The sequence below is a fragment of the Pedobacter glucosidilyticus genome, from assembly GCF_002483235.1.
In the GTDB taxonomy this organism is placed as follows: domain Bacteria; phylum Bacteroidota; class Bacteroidia; order Sphingobacteriales; family Sphingobacteriaceae; genus Pseudopedobacter; species Pseudopedobacter glucosidilyticum_B.
Genome location: NZ_DLHN01000018.1, coordinates 1 through 25,079 on the forward strand (window position 1 = coordinate 1; position 25,079 = coordinate 25,079).

A 25,079-nucleotide genomic window follows, 5' to 3' on the forward strand; every position below is an offset into this window, starting at 1 on the left:
ACTTTTTGATGTTGGTGATGTCATGTATGTAGTTTAATTTGAAATAACTTACTATTATTTATCCCAGTTATCTGTACGAAAAGGTACAGCAGGTAAATTACTTTTATTTTGAAAATTAGTTACCGGATAATTGTGAAAAGCATAACGTAATGCTACTGGATGTTTAACCTCGGTTGCAAAAACAACAACTTTATCTCCTTGTATACGAGCTTCTGCCGGGTAAAACTGTTTATCTTCGCCGGCTATTGAAAAATGATTCGGACTAAAGCCATTTTTAGTTATTAAACCTTTAGAAATACTTTCTTTAGTAAAAGAAACGACAATTTTATTGTCTTTAATTTTGTGGCTTTGATATTGAGGTCCTTGATATTGCACATCCTTAAAACCATAGGTTTTATGAAGTGCTATTTTAGCCAAACGTTGCCCAACTTCTTTTTTTCTTCTCGGATGAATATCATCTGGTTCACCTACATCCATGGTAATGGCCATACCTGTATTTTTTACTTTTAACATAGCTTCTTGTGCTTCTCTAAAAAAAGCATATTCATTTAAAGGATAGCTCTTTTTATTCCAATTAAAAGGTGTCATCTGTACAAAATAGAAGGGTAAATCGCCCTGTTTAAAATCAGAACGCCAACCTTGAAGCATAGCCGTACATAATTTTGTATACATTGCTCTATCCCAAGAATTAGATTCGCCCTGATACCACAAAATACCTTTTATAGATAAGTTTATCAAAGGATAAATCATTTTATTATACATCAAAGATGGCTTATTTGTCAGGATAACACTATCTGGCTGTGTTAGGTATTTGTCTAAATATTTCTTTTTCAGTTGAGCATCAGCTTCTAAAACTTCTCTGGCTGTAAAAGCCTGACAAGAAGCACCTCCGTAAGCAGAAAGCACTAAACCCACCGGAATATTTAGTTTCTCAAAAACATCAACACCAAAATAATAAGCTACACCACTAAAAGCGCCTACCGTTTCTGGACCACACACCTGCCATTTCGCATCAACAAAAATAGTTTTAGTGCTACTGGTATCTCTTTTAACTTTAAAAAGCCTAATTTTTGAATAATGAGCTTCAGGAATTTCTGTCTCGTAATCCATCACGCCTTTATGCCAAGGTGGTGCAGGTAGCATCGTCATTTCCATATTAGATTGCCCACTGCAAAGCCATACTTCCCCTATCAAAATATTGTCTAATTTGATTTCTCCTTTTGCATGTTTAATGATGATATGATGAGCTTTAAAATCTCCTGGTTTAGCTTTTGGAACTGCTAATTGTAGTAACCATTCGCCCGAAGAACTTGCTGTTGTACTCACTGTTTTACCATCCCAACTCGCTTGTGCACTAATTGGCTCATTTGCTTTTGCTAATCCCCAAATTTTAAAACCTTTATTTTGTTGCACCACCATATTACTTTGTATAGCAGTTGCTAGCTTAAAAGTTTGTTCTTGAGAATAAACCTGTGTTTGCAGTACAAAAAACAGAAGGCTATAAAGCATTTTAAATTTCATATTTACCATTGGTTTAGAGATTGACTTTGAGTTTGGCTATGAGCTTTGCGAGGAGAAAAATCTACCTGAATAGCCCCTTCCTGAATACCTGCGATACGGATAGCTAGCTTTTGGAAACCCTCATTTACAGAATTTTGTGTTAATGGAAAACTATGAACAGGTAAGTAAGTAGCTGGCAAAACCTCAAATTTAGCATTTGATGGCCCATTAATGTGAGCATACATTTTCTTTTCCCCGATACTTAAAATAGCTGTTTTACCATCTTTTGATAGCTTTATTTTAGCTTTGGTATGCATGCTCCACCATAGGTTTGATGATGAGCGAGCTTTAAATTCATCTCTAATGGTGATGACCTGCTGATGTCTGTCTAATTTGATTCCACGGTGATAGCTTTCTACATCTCTGCTATAACAATCACTTAAATTTAAAGTATAAAAACCTCTTTCTGCATTGGTTTGATGTTTCAATAAAGTAGCTTCACCTTTAGGATTTTGATCTGGACGATGATCAGGATTAAAAACCAAGCAGTTTTTCCCTTCTGCTCTTAAGCGATAAAAATGCCATCTTCCGGCTTCTTTGGGTTGGCTAGGCATGTCTAGATAATCTGGCAGGGTAGTTTTGCTAAAATATCCCGGAAAAGTATAATTATCTCTACCTAAATCTCCATAAGCCCAAACTTCACCCAAGCCTTGAATATCAAAAGTTCCAGCATCTAAATGCCCATGATTAGCGTCATTTTTACCGCCATGCATAGCTACATATAAACCCTTAGCTTCCCAGTTTTCCCTTAAAGACATCAACTCTATTCCGCGGATATAATTATCTGTTGGTAAGACAGCTAAAGGCGATGGACCGTTAACCATATCTGGTTGGTAATAAATCATATCCATCCAGGTAACTTGTTTATTCTCTAAACATAAATCATACTGTAGTTTGGCTAAAGCCTTATCCTGATAGCGCTTTGCGAACCAAAAAAACGTGGTACTTCTTTTATTTTTCAAAGGGTCATCGCCGATGCTTAAACTGGTTACCGGCCCTGATACATAAAGTGGAAACCATCCGGTTTTTTTAAAACCGGGAGCTTCATCTAAAGCATAAGTAGTACCCAACACCCTTTGCATACTTTCAAGCGCTATGGTGGTGTACATTAAACCATAGCTCCAATACATTAAACCCTCTTCGCTTTGTCCATCGGGTTCAAAGGAATTGATATAATAAGGTAAAGCATTGGCAGCCAAAGCGGTAATATAACTCATGAGCTGAGGATCATCCTCAAACATGGCTAAAGCTGCCATGATGATGCCTCCGTTACAGATCCCATTCCAATTATGATGTGCAGTATGCCACCAAATTCTTTTCTCCATTTGAATTTTGGCAGGCATCAATACATGCTTCATAACTGCTGCTTTTAATTTTGATTTTTGCTCGGCCGATAAATAATCGTGTAAGCCATCATAAGCTAAAGCGAAGTTAAAACCACCTATTCCGGCATCTAAAAAATGACGATTAGCGCCCCATTCTGGGTAATCAATAAATTTTTCTAGCTGTGCCCAAGCTCTATCAGCGTAAGCTTTATTACCTGTAAATTGGTACATCATCACTAAACTTGGCAATTGCGTTGCAAAATTATGGATAGATGGTATTCTTAGTTTAGCGGCATCTAAAGCATAAGTTTGAACAGGTTCTTTTAATACTTCCAGTGCTTTTTCTTCTAGAGCGGCATAAGCAATTTTCACAATGGGGTCTTGTTGTTGATATAAAGCTTTTACCATTTCTATATCTTGCTTATTAAAAAATAAACGATTATGCTGATTATTTAAACCAGTTTTTTGAAAACTTTCTTGTACTTGTAAAGCCGTTATTTGTGCACTAAGTGTTGTAGCAAAACTTGTAAAAGCTATAACAAAGCAGGCAAATAAGATTTTTATATTTCGAGTTAACATGGTTCCTTGATAAATTAAATTTAGTTTAATAAATCCCAATTGCCAGCATAATAAGCTTTATCTATGCTTTGGAGTAATTTTTTATCCTTCTTAACTTTTGCCTCATAGCGCATATCTTGATACAGATAGAAATTTAGCCAATAACCAAAATCATACTTTTCATGTAAAGAATGGGGCTGTAAATAAAAAGCATAGTGGAAAGTATTGATATTAAATTTCTTAGCTTTTTCTACAGCTTTTTGGGCTTTTAACCACATATTCTCCGCAACAGTATTAAAAATAGCTTTAAAATCTTGGTAAGAAGTTTCTGCTGTGTTGATGAGGGCTTGTTTATCATCAATACCTAAAGCAAGAAGGGATATTTTATCTTCAAAAACTTTATCGCCATCTAAATCATATTCTAGCTGGTCTATAAAACCATTTTTATCGGTATCTGTGTACTTTACGGTTGCAAATTTATCTTGCGGTCTTTGCAAACGATCTCTCCCCCATCTATCATACTGGCCACCAAAACCTTGGAAAGAGTATGCGGTTTGGTCTATACGCCAAGCGCCCCACTCGGCACCGTACAAATGTATTCTACCATCAAAAGCACCTATATATAATTTACCTTTACCAGAATTATCCATATCAAACTCGCCACGGTCGCCTAAAGCATCAGCTTGTTTATTATGGTCTAAACCACCTTTTTCTACCCCTATGGTAAAAATATCTTTAGGGTCATAAAACTCTACCCGCTCCCAACGGTTACAATCATCATCTTCATCAAAAACTATACGACATTCTTGCCAATCGCCTTGTTTATAAGTCATGGCGTAGGCTGTATCTCTATCTGGGTAAAATAAAGTATCGATACTTCTCCATCTGCTATCGTCAAAAAACTTGTTAGCCTCTGGCAAAGCTTTTAAACTTTTGAAATGATGCCCTTGATCTTGATAGCTGAAACCTTTTCCTTTAAAAAGCATACTCATATCAAAATCAAACTCGTTACCGGGGCCGTTATCATTGTCCAAATCCCAGGTGATGGCAGCATAATCTATCCTTTTAGTAAAGATGATATCAATATCTTGAGGGACTTTATCAAAGCCGTTTTGGGTATTTTTTGTTGCTGAGGTATCTCTAAAATGAGGCGTATCTACCAAGCGTATAGCCATTTCGGTAAGTTTATCTCCATCCTCATCATAAAAAATAAACGGATTTTCCCAGTTGTAGCGTAAATCATCTATCCTAAAGCTAGAACCATGCATTTTAAGAAAGGTAGAATTGCCGCTATAATCGTAAAAGAAATTGGCGTGGCCGTTATGCTCCCAAGCTTGCATAGCTATTTTGTTCCAATCTACATAGTGCATAATATTGTCTTGATCATCATCTAAGACATACATAAAATCTGCCCCCCAATCAAAATAGTTACGCACTTTGGTGCCAGCATTACTTACAATCAATTGAATATCGGCTTTGCCGTTTTTGTCTTCATCGGCCCAATCTAGGCTAAAATCATGCGGACCAGCAAATTTGCCATCTTTGTTTTTATCTATCAGTAAGCAATCGTCTACGGTATCGCCTTCTTTATCGCCATATTTCATGTTGTCGTTATCATCAATCCATAGGATTGGGATTTCGCCATTTAATAAAGCTCTTAAAATATCAGGATCACCGTCTTTATCTAAATCTTCATAAGTAATATTGGTGATGCTAGGCACAAAGCGCCAAGGCAATAATTGTGTGTTTTTATTCCAATAGGGAATGCTATTTTTTTGCGCCCATGTTTGGGTAACGCAAAGGATGAATGCTATGCAAAAGATTCTAAATTTTGTAAACATGCTGGCTTAATTAAGAGGTTTATCGGTTCTAAATGGCGAGGCTGGCAAACCTTCTTTATTATAAAGATTTGCTCCTTCAGGATTATCAGCCCAAGCGTAACGTACAGCAACAGGATTTTTAATATTTGGATGAGAAACTTCTACCCTGTTATTTTTAATGACAGCATTTGCCCATACAAAATTTTGAGCATCAGCACTGATAGCGAAATATCTTAAAGCTTTACCATCTTTAGAGATTAAGCCGCTGCCTGTATGGGTGAAATATAAAATAAGCTTATCGCCTTTTTTCTTCATCTTTTGATAGATGGGGCCCGAGTGGACAATTTTCTCTTGATAAGCTATTTTTTGTGCTGCTAGGGCTAATCTTAGACCTACATCTTTTTTATTTTGAGGATGGATATCATTCCACTCGCCAATATCATAAGTTACCGCCATCCCGGTTTTAGGTAATGATAAGGTAAAGAGCTGTGCCTCTCTAAGCTCTGCCCAGTTGCTAGCCGAAGGCTGAGGCTTAACCGCTAAATAATTGGGTAACTGAACGTATAAAAAAGGAAAATCTGCTTGTTTCCATTGCTTACGCCAATCATTAATTAAAGCAGGAAAAAGTTGCTGATATTCTTTCCCTCGGGCACTATTAGCCTCCCCTTGATACCAAATTGCACCTTTTATAGGGTATGGCGTTAGTGGTGCAATCATTCCTTTATATAAAACCGCAGGCATATAAGCCAAATTGGTAGTTGCTGGTGCTGGCTTTGCGGCAACACCTAATTGGTATTTCCATGTGCCAGTTAAATCAATAGTTTCGCCTTCTATTTCTATTTTATAAGGCTTATCTTTTACAAAACCTGGTGGCGCTGCTACAGCCAAAGCCCTTACAAAAATGCTGTTTTTACCCGGTTTAAGGATATTTTCTGCCAGCTCATAAACACGAGGCTTATGTTTGTCTTGCGTATTTCCTACTAAAATGCCGTTTATCCAGGTAGAATCTTGGTTATAGATATTACCTAAATAAAGTAAAGCTTTTTTACCTGCTAAAGCAGCTGGAATTTCAATATCTCTTTGATACCAAACCACACCTGCATTTACATTTTTAAAGATCTCTTCCGTCCAAAAAGCAGGTAATTTGGTGCTAGGCCAATCTTGAGTATGGGTTTGTGCACTTGCCCAGTTTAAGCCATTGGCTAATTGCCCTTTATCTTGTTCTTTGATGTTTTTAAACCATTGGGCGGTTGCTTCTTGGTCTTTATTTTTTACTTCTTGCAGGTATTGGGCTGATTTAAACTGATTTACCGTTGTTGTAAAATGAGGGAAGTTTTGTAAACCTTCCTCGCTTAGCCAAGCCTCTGCAGGTGTACCGCCCCAAGTAGCATTGATTAAACCTATGGGTACTTTATATTTTTGATACAATTCTAAGGCAAAGAAATATCCGGCAGCTGTAAAATTGAGCACATTTTGCGGATTGGCTTCTTGCCAGCCTTCGGTTGCTGTAACATCTTGAAGAGCTGTAGTGAAAGAAAACTTTTTTACCACTTCAAACTGTCTTATTTGCGGATAATTGGCCGCTGCAATTTCTTTAGCATAAAGCGTTTGGGCTTTAAACATTTCAAACTCCATGTTAGATTGTCCAGAGCATATCCAAACATCACCTATTAAAATATCATCAATAAGGATGGTATTTTTAGCTTTTAGCTGCATTTGATAAGGTCCGCCAGCCTCCATAGCAGGTAATGTTAAGGAAAACCTTCCATCTGCTTGGCCTTCTGTTTGGTAGGTTTTACCCTTAAAGGTGAGGGTAATTTTTTCGCCTGCATTGGCCCATCCCCAAATATGGATAGGTTTATCTCTTTGTAAAACCATGCCCTTGCTTACTAAAGCGGGTAGTTTAACATCGGCGAAAGCCAAAAAAAAGAAAAAACAATTGATGAAGCTTAATAAAAACTTTTTCATGCTTTAATTATCCTGAATAATTTCTTGTGCCGCCCACAAACTTGCTGCACCAATTAGAGCTGCTTCTTCTTTTAGCTGTGATAAATAAATAGGTAAAAGCATATCATGATGGATAAGAGCTTGCTCTACTTCACTTTTAAAATAAGGGAAAGCGTTGGCTATGTTTCCTCCTATAATAACAACTTGTGGGTGGTCTATTTTAATACACTCGACCAAAAACTGCCCTAGATTTGAACCAAATTCTTTAAAAACTTGCTGTGCAGCAGGGTCTTGCTCATAAATTTCTGCTAATGCTTTTACATCTTTAATAGCATTGCCTGTTAGCTGCTGATAACGGTTAACACAAAAACGGGTAGAAATATGCTCTTCGGCGATGCTATCTTTAAAAGGGAAACACCATAGGTTGGCATCATCAGCCGCACCTTCGTGATAACGGGCGGTACCTAAACCTGTACCTAAGGTTAAGCCTATAACATGCTGATAACCTTTTGCAGCACCAGAGAAAACTTCGCCTTGTAGAAAGCAACCTGCATCATTCATCATCCGAATGTTAGCACTGTTACAATGAAGCCTTTCTGCCAACATTTCCTTGATGTTTAAACCATAAAGGGCATCAAATTTAGATAGGCCTTTAATTTTACTGATACCTGCTTCATAATCAAAAGGGCCAGGCATAGCAAGACCGCAATAATGGATGGCTGTGGTATGTTTAGCTATGGTATCTTGTATACAGGCCACCCAAGCATCAACAATTTCTTCTGGACTGCCATGAGGGTTAACCCTTTCTCTGCATAAGGTTTGGGCTACTAGCTCTTGCGTTTCTAAATTAATTAAGGCTGTTGTAATGTGTGAACCGCCTATATCTGCACCTAATACTATATTGCTCATTTGTTATTTCTCGGTTATGAAACTGTCTTAAAAAAATTGCATCTGTCAAATGGAGAGGAATCGAAATGTTTTTTGATATACTCAAAAAAAGTGGCTTCAACTCCGCACAGCCTGACATAAAATGATGATTTAAGACAGCCCCATAATTTTAGTCAATTGGTTTATTTTACAATAATAAGCGATTAAACACTTACCTATTATGTACTGTAGTTTCTATAGGGTGTACATGAGTCTCAAAAAGTTAATAGAAGGGGTAATTAGCGTATTTATAGAGCGGATAACTAGCCATAATTTAAATAGCATAATTTTTTTATAATATAATTTAAGTGGAATTTAGTTTAAGTGTATTTGCAGGCCTATTCCTGACTGTAAAGCGTGAATTTTTGTACTAATACCTTTTACATTCTGAATTGAGTAACCTATATTAAATTCTAATCCAATGCGCTCATTGAAATAAATTACAGGACCTGCCAATAAAGAGTAAGTATTTTTTGTTGCCCCTCCGTCACCGAATGACATGAAATATTCAGGCTGTATAATGATGTTATAAAGAGAATTTGATTTTAAAAAATAATATCTTGAAAAAACACCTAAATCAAAATATTTTATATTTAATTGTGAGTAATCTTTATAAAGATAAAAACCAGGTTTTACTCCAAGTGCAAGCTGGTCTATAAGAAAATATCCTATATCAGCTTTTGAATTAATTATTGTTGAGGTCCTACTAAATACTTCAAAATGGGTATTTTGGGATGTAAAATCTATACTACCTCCAATTAACCAATTCCCTTTGTTAATTTGGCTAAATGAGATATTATTAGAAAATAAAAAGAGTATTATGCTACAAACAAATAATTTCATACTGTTTTATTTTTTAAGATGTATTTGAAAACCTATTCCTGTTTGGAAAGCATAGATTTTTCTTACAGAATCCTCATTCTTTATAATAGAGTATCCTAAATTGAATTCTATACCTATATTGTTGTTGATATAAAGTACAGGTCCTGCTTTAAAACTTAATGCTTTGCGATATAATTTATCATCAGAAAAGCCTAAATTATATTCTGTTTGTGCAAATACATTTGCTCTTTGCTGTATTGGCAGAAAATAATATCTTAAAAAAGGTCCAATGTTATAAGTATTATATGATGAATTATGTAATTGGGATGACCATAATAATCTGCTTTAACATAGCTATAACCTCCTGATAGACCTGTTACAAATTTGTTTAGTACAAAATATCCTAGAGTAGTAGAAATATCGATATTAGTTTGAGTAAAATCTACAGGAATGCCCTTATATTTCGAAGAAGAAAAACTCCCACTCCCCCCAACCAGCCAATTTCCTTTTTCTAGTTGGGCAAAAGAGGGTTTAAAAGCTAAGCAAATAAGTAATAGTATAACTGTTTTTTTCATAAGTTTATAGGTTAGGTCAATTGGTTTATTTTACAATAATAAGCTAAGAGAGAACTATGTATGATGTACTGTTATTGTATATTATATATCAGAGTATCAATTATGATTTGCTATTTATTAGCTTAAGCTATATCCTTCCTTAACCCTTCTAACAAAGCTTTAAATTCTTCTCTATTTTCAGGGGAGATAACCACTTTAGAGCTTTTATGATAAAAAATTAATAAACCAGATGTATCATTACTCCAACTCACAAACCAACTGTAAAGGCTAAGCCTGTTTACTTCTGTTATTGATGTAATACTCTTTATAGGAATAGTTTTACGGTTAGGCCCAAAGTTTATAATTAAATCTTTTTGGTTTGAAATGATATAATGACACCTACAAAGACGTACTATACGGATGATGTTAGTAAACATCAGCATGGGTAAAATATACAAGGGAAGCTTCCAAGTTGTAAAAATAAGTATAAATGCTATTCCTATTAGAGGTAGGAACACTAAGAATGTAATAAAATAACTCTTTTGGCTTTTAAATTTTATGGAGTTTAATGGCATAAGTAAATGTTTTTTAATGATTTTTCTTTTAAACTTTTAGACTACGCCTGCTTACATAATAGTAATATCCATACCCTAAAAAGGGTACGAATATGACGATGAGTAACCAATAAAATCTATAATGTATAGCTTCTTTAGCTGATGCTCTTACAGCAAAAAAAGCCACTATCATGCAGTGAATAGCTATTAAAATATTTAGTAGATGATTCATATAGTGTGTTTAAGTAAGTTTACTGCGGTTGATCTGTTGCTAAATAATAAACGCCAATTTTAGAATAATGCTCGCCTTGGTAAGAAGAATAAGTACCACCTTTCCATTGTATATTAGCTTGAGGAAAAATAGAAGGATAGGTTGCCCCAACATAATTAGCTGCGGGAATGTCTACACCGTTTAAATTTGCTTTTACATAACCTGTACTATTTTTACTGAAGTTGATGGTTAAAGCTAACTCGAAAGTTTGACCTGCAGTGATAGCATTTCTCACGATTCTTGAAACCGGGAAACCAGTTTTTGGTCGGTATGTTTTATTAGGCGCATCCCAGATATAATCATAAACCAAGTAATCTACCTTATCTGCCAAAATACGAGCAACAACTAAAGGTTTATACACGATAGAATCATTAGGATCTCTATAGCCCCAAGCCATGGTTTGGATAACCCAACCACCTTCATTAGGCTTATTATCCTCGGCGGTAAGCGCCATTTTAAATTTCCCTTTAACGGTTACCAATTTATCAGTATTGGTAAAAGTTGTTAATCTTCTTGATACTTCTGCCCTACCTGTAGCCTGGTTGCTGGGATTATTGATGATAGACCAATTGAGTTTCTCTACAGCATCAAACTGCCATTTACCACCACCAGATATATCCTGATTCCAACCGTTTGCAAAACCATCGCTCATGTTATCAATCCAAGTTACAGTAGGTTGGCTGCTTGTTGGTGGAGTTGGTGTTACCTTTACAGGCGTTTCTTCATCGCCTTTACAAGCTATTAAACTTAAGCTGATTAAAAATAGGTAAGTTAAAAATTGTAATGTTTTCATATTGATATATTTTAAGAGTTATCTATACATTATGAATATGCTTTGTTACTTGCTTAAGAACATAAATACTTAGCAGATATAAAACAGTTAAACATGAAGCAAGGGCAATTTTATCATACAATACGTTTTTAAAAAAGTTATTCAAACCCGTTATAGCACCTGTTAAAAAGAATATGGATATAAAAAAATAAAAGCTATTTTTCTTTACCCTATTCACATTATAAAAACCCACTATAACAGCTATTTGAAAAAAGATCACACATAAGCAGATGATCATCATCATGGTTTTATTCCCCCTCTTTCAATGCCTGATTTATTTTGGTTTAAATTTTTATGTACCATAAAGTATTCTATCAATATCAATAAAAAAAGAACCGTAACGATGCCGATGATGATGGTCCATATTCTTTTGTTGTTCATTACATTAAGCCGCTAAAAATTCTTATTAAAAAGCCTGCAACAGAAAAAAATGCTACAAAGCCATAAATACATAGTTTGATAAGCTTTGGTATATTTATTAAAAAAGTAAGTAACAAAACCAAGAGCATTATTTTGGTAATTCCCTCGTAATAAGTCCCTTTATGGTCTATAAAATAATCATAAGATGAAAAAGCTACATAGCAGGCTAATAAAGCGACACCTATTTTAAACCATGAGGTTTTATTTAACTTTATTTCCATGGCTTACCTGCGTTTTTAAAACCTTATCAAAATATTGCATGGCGTAGCCTGGTTTACCATCGGGCTTCAATAGCCAAAACCCATTTAAATCTGTTTCTTTGTTGGTAAAGTTTGGCTGCTCTATTTTCACATCTTTGGCAGTTTCGTTACAATACAATTCCCATATCACTACATAAGGAATGTCTTGTGCTAAACAAACGGCTAAATAATTATCCCAACGCTCTTCAAACTCGGTTGGTAGGTTTTTAGTTGCCATTTCTGGGATGCCTATCTCACCTATATAAACAATTGGCTTTTTTACATAAGCAGTAGGTTTTATTTTACTTCTGAGGTATGCAATGCCACGGTATAAATCAATTCCTTTTTTATCAAAATCTGTAGCATCATAGGCAGACCATGAAACCATATCAACCTCTACATGTGGTAAAACATTATTGGTAAGTGTAGGAACGCCATACATAGCATCTATCACTTTATTCACCTCTATAGAATGGTAAACTTTACATTTGGTGTTTTGCACTTCGGTTCTGGCTTGGCTTACCCCATCTTGGCGGGCTTTAAAAGCCTTCATCATGCTGGTAAATCTTTCTGCCACATCAGCAGGAGGTTCTACTCTTCCCCATTGCGCATCACGACCAACACCGCCGCGTAAAATCCAATCGCCTTCCCAATTTTTAAGGATAAAAGTAACCTCCCTATCCTGATATTTCTCCAGTAAATATTTAGTTAGCTCATAATACTCTTGCTGCTCTTTCACCAAACCGCTATCACTTACATTTACCATACTTTTGATACCAGAACCACCTGTACTCAGCATAAACGTAGTAAAAGGAACATCAAAAGCTTGTTGATAATAAGGGTGTTGTGCCAATTGCTTTAAACTGATATTAGGCGCTAAATTCCAATTAGAATTATACTGATAACCCGATGGATTTTTATAAAACCACAGTTTACATACTCCAAAACCTAGTTGATGCAATTGCTTTGCGCCTTCTACTAAATAGGGTTCTTGCGTTAAGAAATACTTACCGCCCACATGGGTAGCACCTAAACGAGATTTTATATCTTGAGGGATAGTAACTCCTTTACTTATTTTATGCTTATCTATGATTTTAAGTATAGCAAGCTCTTCTTTAAGCTTTTTTGGTGCTTCTTGTGCGTTTACACTGATACAAAAGAAACTGGCAATTGTAAGAATTACCAATTTCCTTATTTTATGATGAATCATTTAGCAGCTATTTTGATGTTTTTAGATGAATCGATATTATAACCATCCACAGCAATTTCTACCTCACCGTTTTGTATTGGATAGTCTACCATTATTTTCCTGCTTTCGCCGGGTAAAAGGTTAAAATATCCGTCAGAGAAATAGGCTGGTAAAATAATCTCTTTACTGGCGCATGATTTTAAATTAAGCTTTACCGCAATAGCAGGAGTAGCAGATGGATTGCTTACTGTAAAATAAGTTTTAACCGTTTCGGTAGTTTTCTTTTCGTTTATCTTAACATCTAACTTTACGTTTGCCAGTTTATTAAAAGCTAAGAAATTAGCCTCTTTACCGTTATTTTTCCAGTAATCGTTATCAGAAAGGATTTTTCCATTTCTATCAGTAAGCTTTAACCTTACCAGATAATTGGCTGGCAAATTTGTTGGTAGTTGCGCTTTAAAACCTTTATTTAATTGATTTTGAAGCACTTGTATAGTAGCTTTTTGCTGATGGATTTGCTTACCATCTAAATCATATACATTTAAATGAAGTTTGGCATCTTTGTAAGCGTTTAATGATGTATTTACTACTACCACTTCATCGTTATGTAAATTCATTTGAACGTGAACAGGCTCGCAAGCTTTTTGGGAAGCAAAGTAAGAACTAAAAGTTTCAAAATCCCAAGAGTAAACTTGCCAAACGGTACTTGGCCAAGCCGGATGTGTCATCCACAATAATAAACCACTGGTATTTTGCCATAATTTGCTATTCCAAGACTCAAACATAGCTCTGTGGCTATCGTAATTTATCATTTGAGCTTTTTTACAGAAATCTTCAAGATCTTTTGCAGGGCCATATAAAGAATCTATCGCTCTGCGGTAATCATTTTGCCCGAAGTGTAAATCATGGTAATACCAAGCATCACTAATAGGCCAAACATCTTCTTTAGCCATCATTTTACGCATAGATGCTGCTGTTGGTACAGATGGTGTACCCAACTCGGTACTAAAACCGTCAGCAATTTTGGTAAAATATACTGTAGGATCTTTTTCGTAATCCCACGGACCACTGGCTCTTAAATTCATTAATCTGGAGTTACCATGATAATGGCGAGTTCCATCTTCTTTAGCAATTAAGGTAGCCAATTCAACATCTAACTTTGGTAAGGCATAACCTTCGTTACGAGGGCACCAAATAGCAATAGAAGGATGGTTTCTGAAACGTTTTACTACGTCTCTGGCATTTTCTACAAAAAGATGTTCATCATTAACTTCCAGATTATATCCTTCTGTAGAAAGCCAGAAATCGTTCCAAACTAACATGCCATATTCATCACATAATTCATAAAAAACCTCTTCTGTGCTTTCGCCAGTCCAGTTTCTTATCATGGTGAAATTAGCGTCTTTATGCAATCTAAAATAAGGCTCAAGCTGTGTTCTGGATACACGTTTCATGGCATCATCCATACCCCAGTTACCGCCTTTGCAATATATTTTTTGTCCGTTTACTTTAATCACCAAAAATGGTGCTGTAGAAGTTTCTTTACTATTCTGGAATACAGCCGGGTTAATGCCAGGTAGTAAACTTGGAATGGTAACGCCATTGGCTACTTCTCTTCTATTGGCATTATCAAAAAGGGCTTTTCCATCTTTTAGAGCCGTTATCGGGTTTAGTTCAACCCGTTTATTTTTTTCTTGAGGAAAATCAACCGTCATATCATAAGTTAACTCTCTGATACCAAAGCGTGTTGTTTTATCATCGGTACTCAACCCATTAACTTGAGCATTTAACGTTAACTGATATAATGCTTGCTTACCATAACCGTTTGGCCACCAAAGACGAGGATTTTTCAGGTTTAACTGGGCAAATTCTGCTGGCAAGAAGCTTACTATTTTACGTTCACCAGCTGCTAAATCAACCGTTTTGGAGAAAGTGATATTTTCTATTTTACCTGTTAAGGTAACTTTTTGAGCTGTTTTGTTGGTATTATGAAGTTCTGTTTTTACAGTTATAGCTGCTCTGCTGGTATCTGGCAAAGGTAAATCCGTAATTACTTGTGGATATTCTATCACCACAGGGCCGCTTAGTTTTAACCTTACATCTTGCCAAATACCAATATTTCTATCGCGGATACCAGGTACCCAATCCCAACCTTCTGAAGAGATAAAAGTAGGACCATCTACAGCCAGTAATCCTCCATTTGGCCCTCTGCCTGCTGTTGCAGATTCTTCATGCGGTATACCCGGATTTTGTGGAGGAATAATACGCACAGCTACCACATTCTCTCCTGATGGGTTTAAGTGTTTACTTACATCATAAGTAGCTGCTTTAAAAGCACCGCTCATTTTACCTAGTAAATGGCCGTTCATCCAAATATCAGCTTGGTAATTAATACCGTTAAATACCAACCAAAGCTGCTTTTTATCATTTAAAGCCGGTGTTTTAAACGTTGTACGATACCACCAGTTTTGTCGGCATAAATCTTCCGGAATAACCATATTGTTTAAACCAAAATATGGATCTGGATAAACACCTTGATCTACCAAAGTGGTTAATACGGTACCCGGTACTGTTGCATTGTACCAGTTTTTGGTATTTAGGGCTGGGGTAGAAATATATTCGCCAGAGGCTTGTACAGCAGAAGCCTGAATCATCTCCCAACCGCCAGTTATTTGTAATTCATCATTAGCCAAAGGCTTTAATATGGTTTTAGCTTCTACTTTAGCTTTCTTAACAGGCATCACTACCGCAGCCTTAGATTTTGGCAAGGTAGCAGGGTCTTGAGGTTGAGATAAACCATAATTAAGTTTGTATTGCTGAGCGTTTAATTGTGTAGCACCCAAAATTAACAAACCTGTTAAAGCGGTTTTTTTAATACCACTCCAAAGCATCCTTTTTCTACTGTAATGATTCATAAAATATATAATATAACTTATACCGGTTTTTCAACAAATAAAAAATATGGTGTTAAGTTTATAAACAATCTTTAGGATATAAATTGTGTGCAATAATACCTTATCTAGTTTTCTTGTTTGTATACTGTAGTATCAATTTAGTATACAAGAGTGTTGAAATCGGGTTTATCAGAACTTCATATAGCTAAACGCATTATAAAGACCTTAATTCCTAAAATTTAATTCAAAATTGTTTCTTTATTAAAATAAGGAAACTGTCTAAAAATAAGCTAAAGTTTTTTGAACTAGTTGTTACCATCAGTAAACTATTTTGCTTAAAAGTAATTTTAGTGATAGCACAATCATACTTTTTTTAAGACAGTCTCTTTTATTTAATCATTTATTTTACCACAATAGTCTTTTCTACAATGTTATTCTTATACCCATCGGTAAAATTACCATGTACTGTTGCTACAATTACCATTTTATAAGTTCCGGGTTTTGTGTACGTATATTTAAATGAATAACCGGTTGTTTTAGTTCCTGTCATTAAAAATCCTTTTGCAAACAAAAGTCCGTAGTCTTTAAAATCATCACTTCTTACCAGTACAACATTACCATAAACATCTATAGAGTCAGCAGTTGGTGTAACAGTACTTTTAACTGTTAGTCTATTACCGGCCGGCCACAGGGTGCACATATCTGCATTGGTATTTACTTTTACAGTTAATACTTTATTAACAGCTGCTTCTGTTACCAAAGAATCTGCATTTATTTTGTTAGGATGAAAGAAACTTATTTCATTAACATTTGCAGACTCCACATTTTCTTTTTGACAAGATGCCAACACTACTACTAATACCAGCGTTAACAGGTAATATATATTTCTAAATTTTTTCATTTTAATATGTTTTAAAAAAGTAAAACCATGTATTTAATAACCAACATTTTGTATTAACGATGGGTCTTTCTGGATTTCACCAGTTGGAACAGGAAAAAGCAGCTGTGTAGCAGGTATTATTTTATTTAGTTCTGCACCCATTACCGTAATTGCTGTACCGGTACGTAATAAATCAAACCAACGGTGCCCCTCAAAAGCAAGCTCCATTTTTCTTTCGTTTAAAATTACACTTTGAGTAAGTTGAGCCGCTGTTAAAATTGGCATAGAGGCTCTGGTCCTGATCTTATTAAATTCATTAATAATTTCTGATGCTCTTGCAGGAGACTGCATCACCAAAGCTTCTGCATACATTAATACAACATCTGCATAGCGGGTAACAATAAAATTATTATTCTGGTTTAATAAGCCCGTATTTAATGTGATTAACTTTTTTGGAAACGGGTCTTTTATTGGAAGATTGTTGGCCGGGTTAATAACACTTTCTACTATCCAGGTATTTAAACGTACTAGGTCATTAGTAGCTTTATATTGTGCTATTAATTTATCAGAAACCCAAATAGATTCATTACTGCCTTGTGTGCCTACTAATGGTGCTGCTTCATACCCCACCCATCTTTGGTAGGTACTGCCGTCTTCAAGAGTTTCATCATATTGAATTTCAAAAATAGATTCCTGGTTATTTTCATTTTTGACATCGAAGATGGAGGCCAGTTGAGGCAAAAGAATATACTGTTGTGAATCTATTACTTTTTTTAATGCGCTTTCTGCTTCCGGATAATTTTTTAGGGTTAAATAAACTTTCCCTAACATGGTATAACCCGCACCTGAAGTTATGCGTCCTAGCTGATTAGCTGCTAATTGATTTCTTAACCTGCAATTTTCTCCTGCAAATTTAAAGTCAGGGATGATGATATCAGAATAAATTTTGCTTACAGGAGTGCGTCCTATCCCCACAGCTTCATTAGGGTCTTCATAAGCTTTTGTTACCATGGGTACATCACCATAAAGTTGTACCAATATAAAATAGTTTAAAGCTCTTATAAATTTTGCTTCGCCAAGATAAGATTTTAATAATGCCTCTTCTCCGTGTATCACGGTAAAATCTCCGGCTTCAATTACCTGTATCATCCTGTTACAACGCTGAATATTTACGTAAGCATTGCTCCAGATACCAGCCTGGGAAAAAGTAAGATTTTTTGTAAATGCATCAATATTAAATGCTACTGCAACATTAGACTGGTTTTTCCAGGGCGAAAATTCATCTGAAATTAATCCCAATGTCCAGGCAACATTACCTCCGTTATAAAAATTTTGTAGCGGAACGTAACACCCTATGATACCTTTTTCTAGTTGTGGAAGGTTTTGATAATATGCTTCGGAAGATAATTGATCTTCTGGTACTCGGTTTAAAAAATCTTTTGAACAGGCTGTAAACAGAAATACTGTTAATAAGGTTATTATATTTTTAAAAATTTTCATGATTATTCTGATTTGATGGTTAGAAACTTAAATTTAAACCAAAACTGGCCGTACGGGCCAAAGGATAACTTGTCTCATCTGTACCTTGTGTACGGGCGTCAATACCAGCAACGTTAGCTTCTGGGTTAAAACCATGATATCCTGTAAACATAAAGGCATTTTGAACGCTTAAGTAAAGCCGGCAATTACTAATCTTGTATCTGGATAATACTTTTGTTGGTATGGTATAACCCAAGGTTACGTTATTAATATTTAGAAATGTTCCTTTCTCAATGTTTTGAGATGATGTGGTAAATTGTTTTGTATATGATTTTCTGTTAGGAGCTTCATACTTGGCATCCGGACGATCAGGTCTCCAGTAATTATCAAAGAAAAATTGCGGTACATTATTAGTACCGCTGTTTCCACCAAAAACGTTTCTTCTGAATGAACGCAGATTGATATCGCCACCTACAACGCCACTTAATTGTACGTTCATATCAAATCTTTTGTAAGCAAAAGCATTATTCATCCCAAACACAAAATCTGGCTGTGGGTTACCTATAACGGTATAATCATTTACATCTATTATACCATCCATATTAACATCTGCATACCTGCCATCGCCGGGTACACTTCTTGTGATAACAGTTGCACCGTATATGATAGGTGTTGTTTTTACCTCTTCCCAATCACGATATGGATGTAAGTAACTAAATCCGAAAATGTTAGATAATGGCTTGCCTTCTTCTGAACGGGTATCAGTTCCTATTAATGGATTTTTTTGTGGCCCCAAATCCAGAACTTTATTTCTTACATAAGAGATATTAAAATTAGTATTCCATTTGAATGTTCCTATCAGGTTTTTGCTGTTAACGGTAAATTCCATCCCTCTATTCCTCATAGCAGAAATATTACGTGTTTGGCTGCTAAAGCCTGTAGCACCTACCAGGGCAACGTTGTAAAGCATATCTGTTGTTTTACGATTGAAATATTCGTATGTAAAATCAACTCTTCCGTTTAATAAAGTAACATCCGTAGCGATGTTGAAATCTTCTGTTGATTCCCAACCTAGCTGGGTGTATGGAATGCCTACATCATTAGTACCGATATAATAGGATGCTGTTGTACCGCCAAAAGTATAGTCTGATGTTGCCAAGCGGTTTAGTGCCAGGTAATCTGCTATACTGCTATTACCTACTTTACCCCAGCCGCTTCTGATCTTCCAATCTGATACTACCTTTTTTATCCCTTTCATAAAAGGTTCATCAGAAATTCTCCAGGCTGCAGAAAAAGAAGGAAAGTTACCGTATTTATTATCTGGCCCAAATTTAGAAGATCCATCTCTTCTAAAACTTGCAGTTAAATAATATCTGCTGTTAAAATTGTATAATAATCTTGTAAATACACCTAGCATGGTTGATGTCCTGGGATTTGTTCTTACATCATTTAAAGGATTATCTATAGTGCTTGAGTTTGCTAAGGCTGTAATATCATCCACAAAGAAATCAAGCTTTTTAAGATAAGTGTCTTTATAGGTAGTTTTTTCTGCCTGAAACCCTACTACCGCTGTAATAGCATGCTGTTTAAGTTGTTTTACATAAGAAAGAATGTTTTGTGTGTTTAGATAAATCCTATTTTGTGCTTCTGAAACACCAACAGACCTCGAATTTGGGGTACTTGTTGTAGGTACCGTAGTTGGAGAAAAATATTCACCCGTACGATTTCTAATTTCTGTATTCAGCTCGCTTCTAAAATTAAAATCTTTCAGGAATTTAACATCGCCATATACTGACCCTATATTTCTGAAATTGTATCCGTTTGTGGTAATAGCTAATAAGCTGTAAGGATTAATTTGCCCACCTAAATCAAAATCATAAGGTCCGTTTACCACGCTACCCAAATATGCTGGTTTGCCCGCTGCATCAAAAGGTGCAAAAATTGGAGGCATAGCCAAAGCGGTACCAAAAAATCCGTTTGGCCCATCGTTACCTTCCATTTTATCTAGTTTGTCAAATATTTCATAAGAAGGTGCCAGGTTTAACCCTACTTTAATATTATCATTTAGCTTTATATCAACTACCCCTCTTGCTCCGTATCGTTTATAGCCAGATGCTTTAACTAAACCTTTTTGATCAAAATAATTCCCTGATATTCTATAGGTAGTACCTTCGTTTCCTCCGGAAGCAGATAACTGATAATCCTGAACGCGGCCTAACTGGGTAATCTCATCCATCCAGTTAACATCATTCATATTATTTTTAATATTATCACTTAAAACAAACCAGCGCTCAATTCTGGGGTCGCTGTTAATTCCTTCTCTGTTAAGCGCTTTTAAATTGGCAAGTCTTTGCGCATCAGGAGTATCCCAGGTATAAGATCGTTTTTTGTCATCCCATAAAAAAGGATCTTGTATAACATAAGCCTGAGACCTGGAATCACTTATAAACTGAAGAAATTCTGATCTGTCTAAAACTTCTATATTATTGATGATTCCCTGAATACCCTGGTTTGCGTTAAATGAAATAGTTGGCTTTCCGCTTTTTCCACGTTTTGTAGTAATTAATACAACCCCGTTAGATGCCCTGGCCCCATATATAGCAGAAGAAGATGCATCTTTTAATATCTGGATAGATTCTATATCACTTGGGTTAATGGCATTTAACGGATTTTCATTCTTATCATAAGAATCTGGCAAAGGCATTCCATCTATTACATAAAGAGGTGCAGAACTGGCACTGATAGAACCCATACCACGGATAATAACGCTTTGGCCTGCCCCGGGAGCTGCATTACCTGCCGATACCCTAACCCCGGCAGCCTTCCCTGCAATAGCCTGGTCAAAGCCTGCCACTGGCTGGTCTTTTAAATCATTAGCAGAAATAGTTACGGTAGAGGTAGAAACATCTCTTTTTTTGATAGTTCCGTATCCAATTACCACTACCTCGTCTAAAGATTTATCATTGGGCTTTAAAATGATATCTACTACGGTACGATTATTTATCGCAACTTCCTGGGTAGTGTATCCCAGATAAGAAAATACCAATGTTTGGTTGTTAGCAGCTACATCTATACTAAACTGCCCGTTCACATTGGTTGTTGTACCAGATGTAGTGTTCTGGATTTGCACACTTACGCCTATAAGTGGTTCGCCCAATTCATCTTTTACTGTTCCGGTAACTTTAGACTGTGATTGCGCAGCAAAAGAAACCAGAATTAAAAGAGAAGCAGTAAAAAAGCATTTTACCATACGCGGTAAAGTTTTAAAATCTCTAATTACGTGAAGAGATTTCCCCCTGTTTAATTGTTTTTTCATGTATTTTATTTAGGTTATAAGGTTTGGTTAGCAATCTACTTTATCAGAAATTTCCAACTAAAAAAGTAACATTACGAAAGCTTCTTTTTTAAAGTATTTTGATTGTACAATAGTAACAGATTAAGACACAGCGCTTATATACCACAGTATCTATATTCTGTACAGCAGTATAGAAAAGGTAAAAAACCTTCATTTCCCTATTGAAAAGTAGGTTTTATAAGATGACATTGATTTTATGAGCATAATTTCTGAAAAGAAAAAAATTGCTAGTAAAGACAAAAAGAGAATCCTGTACATAACTCTAATACCTGTATACATAAGTAAAAAAAGTAATTGAGATACTTTTGAATTAACCAACGAATAAAAATCAAAATTTATTCGAACATAATTTTTAAACCTTAATTAATAAAACATGAAAAAAAATTACTTAACCTTTTTGGGCTTGATGACAACTGTTTTAAGTGTACAAGCGCAGGATCCTACTGTTAATGCTCCAACGCCACCTTATGCAAGTTCTTTAGTTCAATCTATCTTTAGCGATACTTATACCAATGCAGTAACAGTTTCACAATTTAACGAGAGTACAGGTAGGGCACAATTAAATGGTTTAGCTATTCCAAATCCTGGAGCAGGAAACCCTAATTTAAATATAGCTGGAAATCAAATTTTAAAATATACTTTTACCAATTCTACCGGATACTACACGCCAATCTTACTGGCTACTACAATTAATGCCTCTTCTGATAGGTATTTACATATTGATATTTATACTCCAAATGGAGGAATGCCTAAGTTCAAGATTATAGACTACGGACCTGATGGTGTTAGTACAGCACCTAATTCAGAGGTAGTTTTAACACCTACCAGCTTTACTCAGGGGGCATGGAATAGCTATGATTTTCTGATTACTTCTGTTGCAAATAAAAGTAACGTTTGGAAAATTTTAATTGAAGGAACTGGTTTATTTGATTATTACGTTGATAATGTTTATTTCCATGCCTCAACCACCTTACCTGTTGCCTTAACAGACTTTGTGGTTAAAGCTTTCTCTAATAGTGTTGTATTAAATTGGAAAACTGCTTCTGAAGAAAAATTCAATGGTTTTGAGGTTGAGCATAGAACAGATAATGCTGATTTTAAAGCTATTAATGGTGCATTTGTCAGTGGTGGTAAAAATACTTATAGCTATACCCATAACAATCCTGCAAATGGTAATAACTATTACAGATTAAAAATGGTTGATCAAGACGGTACTTTCGAATATTCTGATATACAAGCTGTTCAATTTGATTTAGCTGGTGCTGATGTTAAAATTCAATGCTATCCTAACCCAGTTACTGATCAGTTAAACATCCGTTTTAATGCTCATACTGTGGGCGAGGCTATCATCTCTCTTCAAGATTTACAAGGAAGAACCATCAGTCAAACTAAAGTAAATGCTACTAGTGGCGATAATCAATCGGTTATGAACACCAGTAGTTTAAATAAAGGAGTCTATTTGGTTAGCATTTCTTTAAATGGAAAAGTACTTGACTCCCAAAAAATTGTAAAGTAGTTTATATAATAGTTGGTTTATGTTAAGAGGTGCCCTTATCAACTGATAAGGCACCTTTTTTTTATTAAAATTAAACCCCGTTGGGGTTGGTATATAGATGATGGTATTATCCCCTTGTTATTAAAATTAAACCCCGTTGGGGTTATTATTAGTAAAATGAGTTTATGTTATTAATATTGAACCCCGTTGGGGTTGGTATATAGATGATAGTTTTATCCCTTTTTTATTAAAATTGGAACCCGTTGGGGTATGCATATAGATATGCAAATCAAACCTATTAATCATAAATAAGCCCCGATACTTATCAAGTCGGGGCTTACTTTTTATTTATGTTCTGTATTATTTACGGTTTCTTTTCTCTTGAGGTTTGATGGAAATTCTGCCACTGGCGAGCCGTATTCGTATCTTAATATACTTTGCCCTCCACTATCTGGATAAAGCGGAATATACATTCCTGATGATTGTATCAATTGCGAAAACAATTCTTTATTCATTCGTTTGGCAATTTCTTGATGTTTGGGGCTATGAATTAAATTAACTGCTTCTTCAGGGTCTTCTTGTAAGTCATACAATTCATCGGTATCCCAAATTCCATGATAATGAATGTATTTATACCTATCGCCACGTAAAGCATGAATAGTTGGTGTTTGAGGATAGTTTCTTTCCCAATAGTATTCATACATCAATCCTGATCTCCAACTAATTTTTTTACCAGCCAATAATGGCAGAAAGCTTTGTCCGTCCATATAAGCCGGTGCTTTTAAACCTGCTACTTCTAATAATGTTGGTGCTATATCAATATTAGCTACAGCCTCTTTTACCACAGTTCCTGGTTTAATTAATGCAGGATGATAGGCTAACATGGGTACTCGCATAGATGCCTCATAAGCTGTACGCTTATCTATAATGCCATGCTCACCAAATTGAAAACCATTATCGCCCATATAAACAATAAGGGTTGATTCTAACAAACCTTGTTGTTTTAAAGTCTCTATCACTTTACCTACTGATGCATCAACGCTATATAATGTTTCTGCATATCTTTTATAATACTCGCCAATATCTAAATTGCTATGGTAAGGAAATTCTACCCCATGCCAAGAGTTTCTTTGGTTTTGCAACCACATAGGCGCACCTTGATGTGTTCCTGTTAGCATGGTTTTAGGCGGATTAAATTGATGATTTGCAGACATCCCTTTATCTCTATCAGCCGGAATAAAATCGGCATGAACACCTTTATGTGAAAGGTAAAGCATAAAAGGTTTATCCTTTTTTCTGGATTGGATAAAATCTACGGCATAATCTGTTAACTCATCTGTAATGTAGCCTTTTTGCTTTACTTGTTTACCATTTACGTTTAAGCCATGTACATCTGGTAAGTAAGAACCTTGTCCTTTAAAAGATACCCAATAATCAAAACCACGCTGAGGATCATCAAAATCACCGCCCATGTGCCACTTACCTATTAAAGCTGTTTGGTAACCTTTAGCTTGTAAATACTGTGAATAAAACACCAAATCTTTAGATACTGGATTTTGGTTATCTACCACTTTATGTTTATGCGCATATAAACCTGTTAAAATAGAGGCTCTTGATGGTGAGCACAAAGAAGTAGTGACAAAAGCATTAGGCAAATAAGCACCGTTTTTAGCTAAAAAATCAAGGTTTGGAGTTTTAATAAAGGTTTGAGATTTCAAAAATCCTAGTGCATCAAACCGATGATCATCAGTTAAGATAAAAACAATATTCTTAGGCTGTTGCCCCTTAATACTTTCTAACTTTAAAGAAGCATTTTTTTGTTGAACGATGGCATTTTGCGCAAATACCAAACTACTGCAGCAAAGTAATAACCAAACAGCTGTAATTTTAAATGGATGTTTTAGCATATTATAAAAATAAAAAGGTCTGCCATTTATTTCATCATGAAATAAATGGCA

17 protein-coding genes are annotated in these 25,079 nt (G+C 35.4%); 1 reads left to right on the forward strand and 16 read right to left on the reverse strand.

What is annotated here, in order from left to right:
- Positions 1 to 54: 54 nt before the first annotated feature.
- From B2745_RS05135 to B2745_RS05205, 15 genes are all read right to left on the reverse strand, one after another.
- Positions 55 to 1,521: a sialate O-acetylesterase gene (locus B2745_RS05135; protein WP_304064202.1), complete on the reverse strand. Its 1,467-nt coding sequence runs from the start codon at positions 1,519 to 1,521 to the stop codon at positions 55 to 57.
- 2 nt (positions 1,522 to 1,523) lie between these two features.
- Complete coding sequence (locus B2745_RS05140) at positions 1,524 to 3,464, reverse strand: hypothetical protein (RefSeq protein ID WP_304064203.1); 1,941 nt, start codon at positions 3,462 to 3,464, stop codon at positions 1,524 to 1,526.
- Between the two features lie 20 nt (positions 3,465 to 3,484).
- Positions 3,485 to 5,284 (reverse strand): hypothetical protein, encoded by a 1,800-nt coding sequence (locus B2745_RS05145; protein ID WP_304064204.1) that lies wholly within the window; start codon positions 5,282 to 5,284, stop codon positions 3,485 to 3,487.
- Positions 5,285 to 5,290: 6 nt separating this feature from the next.
- The gene (locus tag B2745_RS05150; protein WP_304064205.1) at positions 5,291 to 7,231 is read right to left on the reverse strand and encodes a sialate O-acetylesterase; all 1,941 of its coding nucleotides are present in this window, start codon (positions 7,229 to 7,231) and stop codon (positions 5,291 to 5,293) included.
- 3 nt (positions 7,232 to 7,234) lie between these two features.
- Complete coding sequence (locus B2745_RS05155) at positions 7,235 to 8,119, reverse strand: ROK family protein (RefSeq protein WP_304064206.1); 885 nt, start codon at positions 8,117 to 8,119, stop codon at positions 7,235 to 7,237.
- 333 nt (positions 8,120 to 8,452) lie between these two features.
- Complete coding sequence (locus B2745_RS05160) at positions 8,453 to 8,980, reverse strand: hypothetical protein (protein ID WP_304064207.1); 528 nt, start codon at positions 8,978 to 8,980, stop codon at positions 8,453 to 8,455.
- 254 nt (positions 8,981 to 9,234) lie between these two features.
- The gene (locus B2745_RS05165; RefSeq protein WP_304064208.1) at positions 9,235 to 9,534 is read right to left on the reverse strand and encodes a hypothetical protein; all 300 of its coding nucleotides are present in this window, start codon (positions 9,532 to 9,534) and stop codon (positions 9,235 to 9,237) included.
- 122 nt (positions 9,535 to 9,656) lie between these two features.
- Positions 9,657 to 9,950, reverse strand: a complete 294-nt coding sequence (locus B2745_RS05170) for a PH domain-containing protein (protein WP_304064209.1) — start codon at positions 9,948 to 9,950, stop codon at positions 9,657 to 9,659.
- Positions 9,951 to 10,318: 368 nt separating this feature from the next.
- The gene (locus B2745_RS05175; RefSeq protein ID WP_304064210.1) at positions 10,319 to 11,131 is read right to left on the reverse strand and encodes a hypothetical protein; all 813 of its coding nucleotides are present in this window, start codon (positions 11,129 to 11,131) and stop codon (positions 10,319 to 10,321) included.
- Positions 11,132 to 11,550: 419 nt separating this feature from the next.
- On the reverse strand, positions 11,551 to 11,811 hold the full coding sequence (locus tag B2745_RS05180) for a hypothetical protein (RefSeq protein WP_304064211.1): 261 nt from the start codon (positions 11,809 to 11,811) through the stop codon (positions 11,551 to 11,553).
- Positions 11,792 to 13,039 carry a hypothetical protein gene (locus tag B2745_RS05185; protein WP_304064212.1) on the reverse strand — a complete coding sequence of 416 codons (1,248 nt, stop codon included), beginning with the start codon at positions 13,037 to 13,039 and terminating at the stop codon, positions 11,792 to 11,794. Before B2745_RS05185 ends, B2745_RS05180 begins: the two co-directional genes overlap by 20 nt.
- Positions 13,036 to 15,933 (reverse strand): glycoside hydrolase family 2 protein, encoded by a 2,898-nt coding sequence (locus B2745_RS05190; RefSeq protein WP_304064213.1) that lies wholly within the window; start codon positions 15,931 to 15,933, stop codon positions 13,036 to 13,038. The genes B2745_RS05185 and B2745_RS05190 overlap by 4 nt, the downstream gene beginning before the upstream one ends.
- A 379-nt stretch (positions 15,934 to 16,312) precedes the next feature.
- Positions 16,313 to 16,813, reverse strand: a complete 501-nt coding sequence (locus B2745_RS05195; RefSeq protein WP_304064214.1) for a hypothetical protein — start codon at positions 16,811 to 16,813, stop codon at positions 16,313 to 16,315.
- A gap of 33 nt (positions 16,814 to 16,846) precedes the next feature.
- Positions 16,847 to 18,292, reverse strand: a complete 1,446-nt coding sequence (locus tag B2745_RS05200) for a RagB/SusD family nutrient uptake outer membrane protein (RefSeq protein WP_304064215.1) — start codon at positions 18,290 to 18,292, stop codon at positions 16,847 to 16,849.
- Between the two features lie 19 nt (positions 18,293 to 18,311).
- Positions 18,312 to 21,587, reverse strand: coding sequence for a SusC/RagA family TonB-linked outer membrane protein (locus B2745_RS05205; protein ID WP_304064216.1), 3,276 nt, complete (start codon positions 21,585 to 21,587; stop codon positions 18,312 to 18,314).
- 412 nt (positions 21,588 to 21,999) lie between these two features.
- Between B2745_RS05205 and B2745_RS05210 the strand changes: the two genes are divergently transcribed.
- Complete coding sequence (locus B2745_RS05210) at positions 22,000 to 23,142, forward strand: T9SS type A sorting domain-containing protein (protein ID WP_304064217.1); 1,143 nt, start codon at positions 22,000 to 22,002, stop codon at positions 23,140 to 23,142.
- Positions 23,143 to 23,465: 323 nt separating this feature from the next.
- On the opposite strand, the gene B2745_RS05215 is transcribed toward B2745_RS05210, so the two are convergent.
- Positions 23,466 to 25,028 (reverse strand): sulfatase family protein, encoded by a 1,563-nt coding sequence (locus tag B2745_RS05215; protein ID WP_304064218.1) that lies wholly within the window; start codon positions 25,026 to 25,028, stop codon positions 23,466 to 23,468.
- Between the last annotated feature and the right edge of the window lie 51 nt (positions 25,029 to 25,079).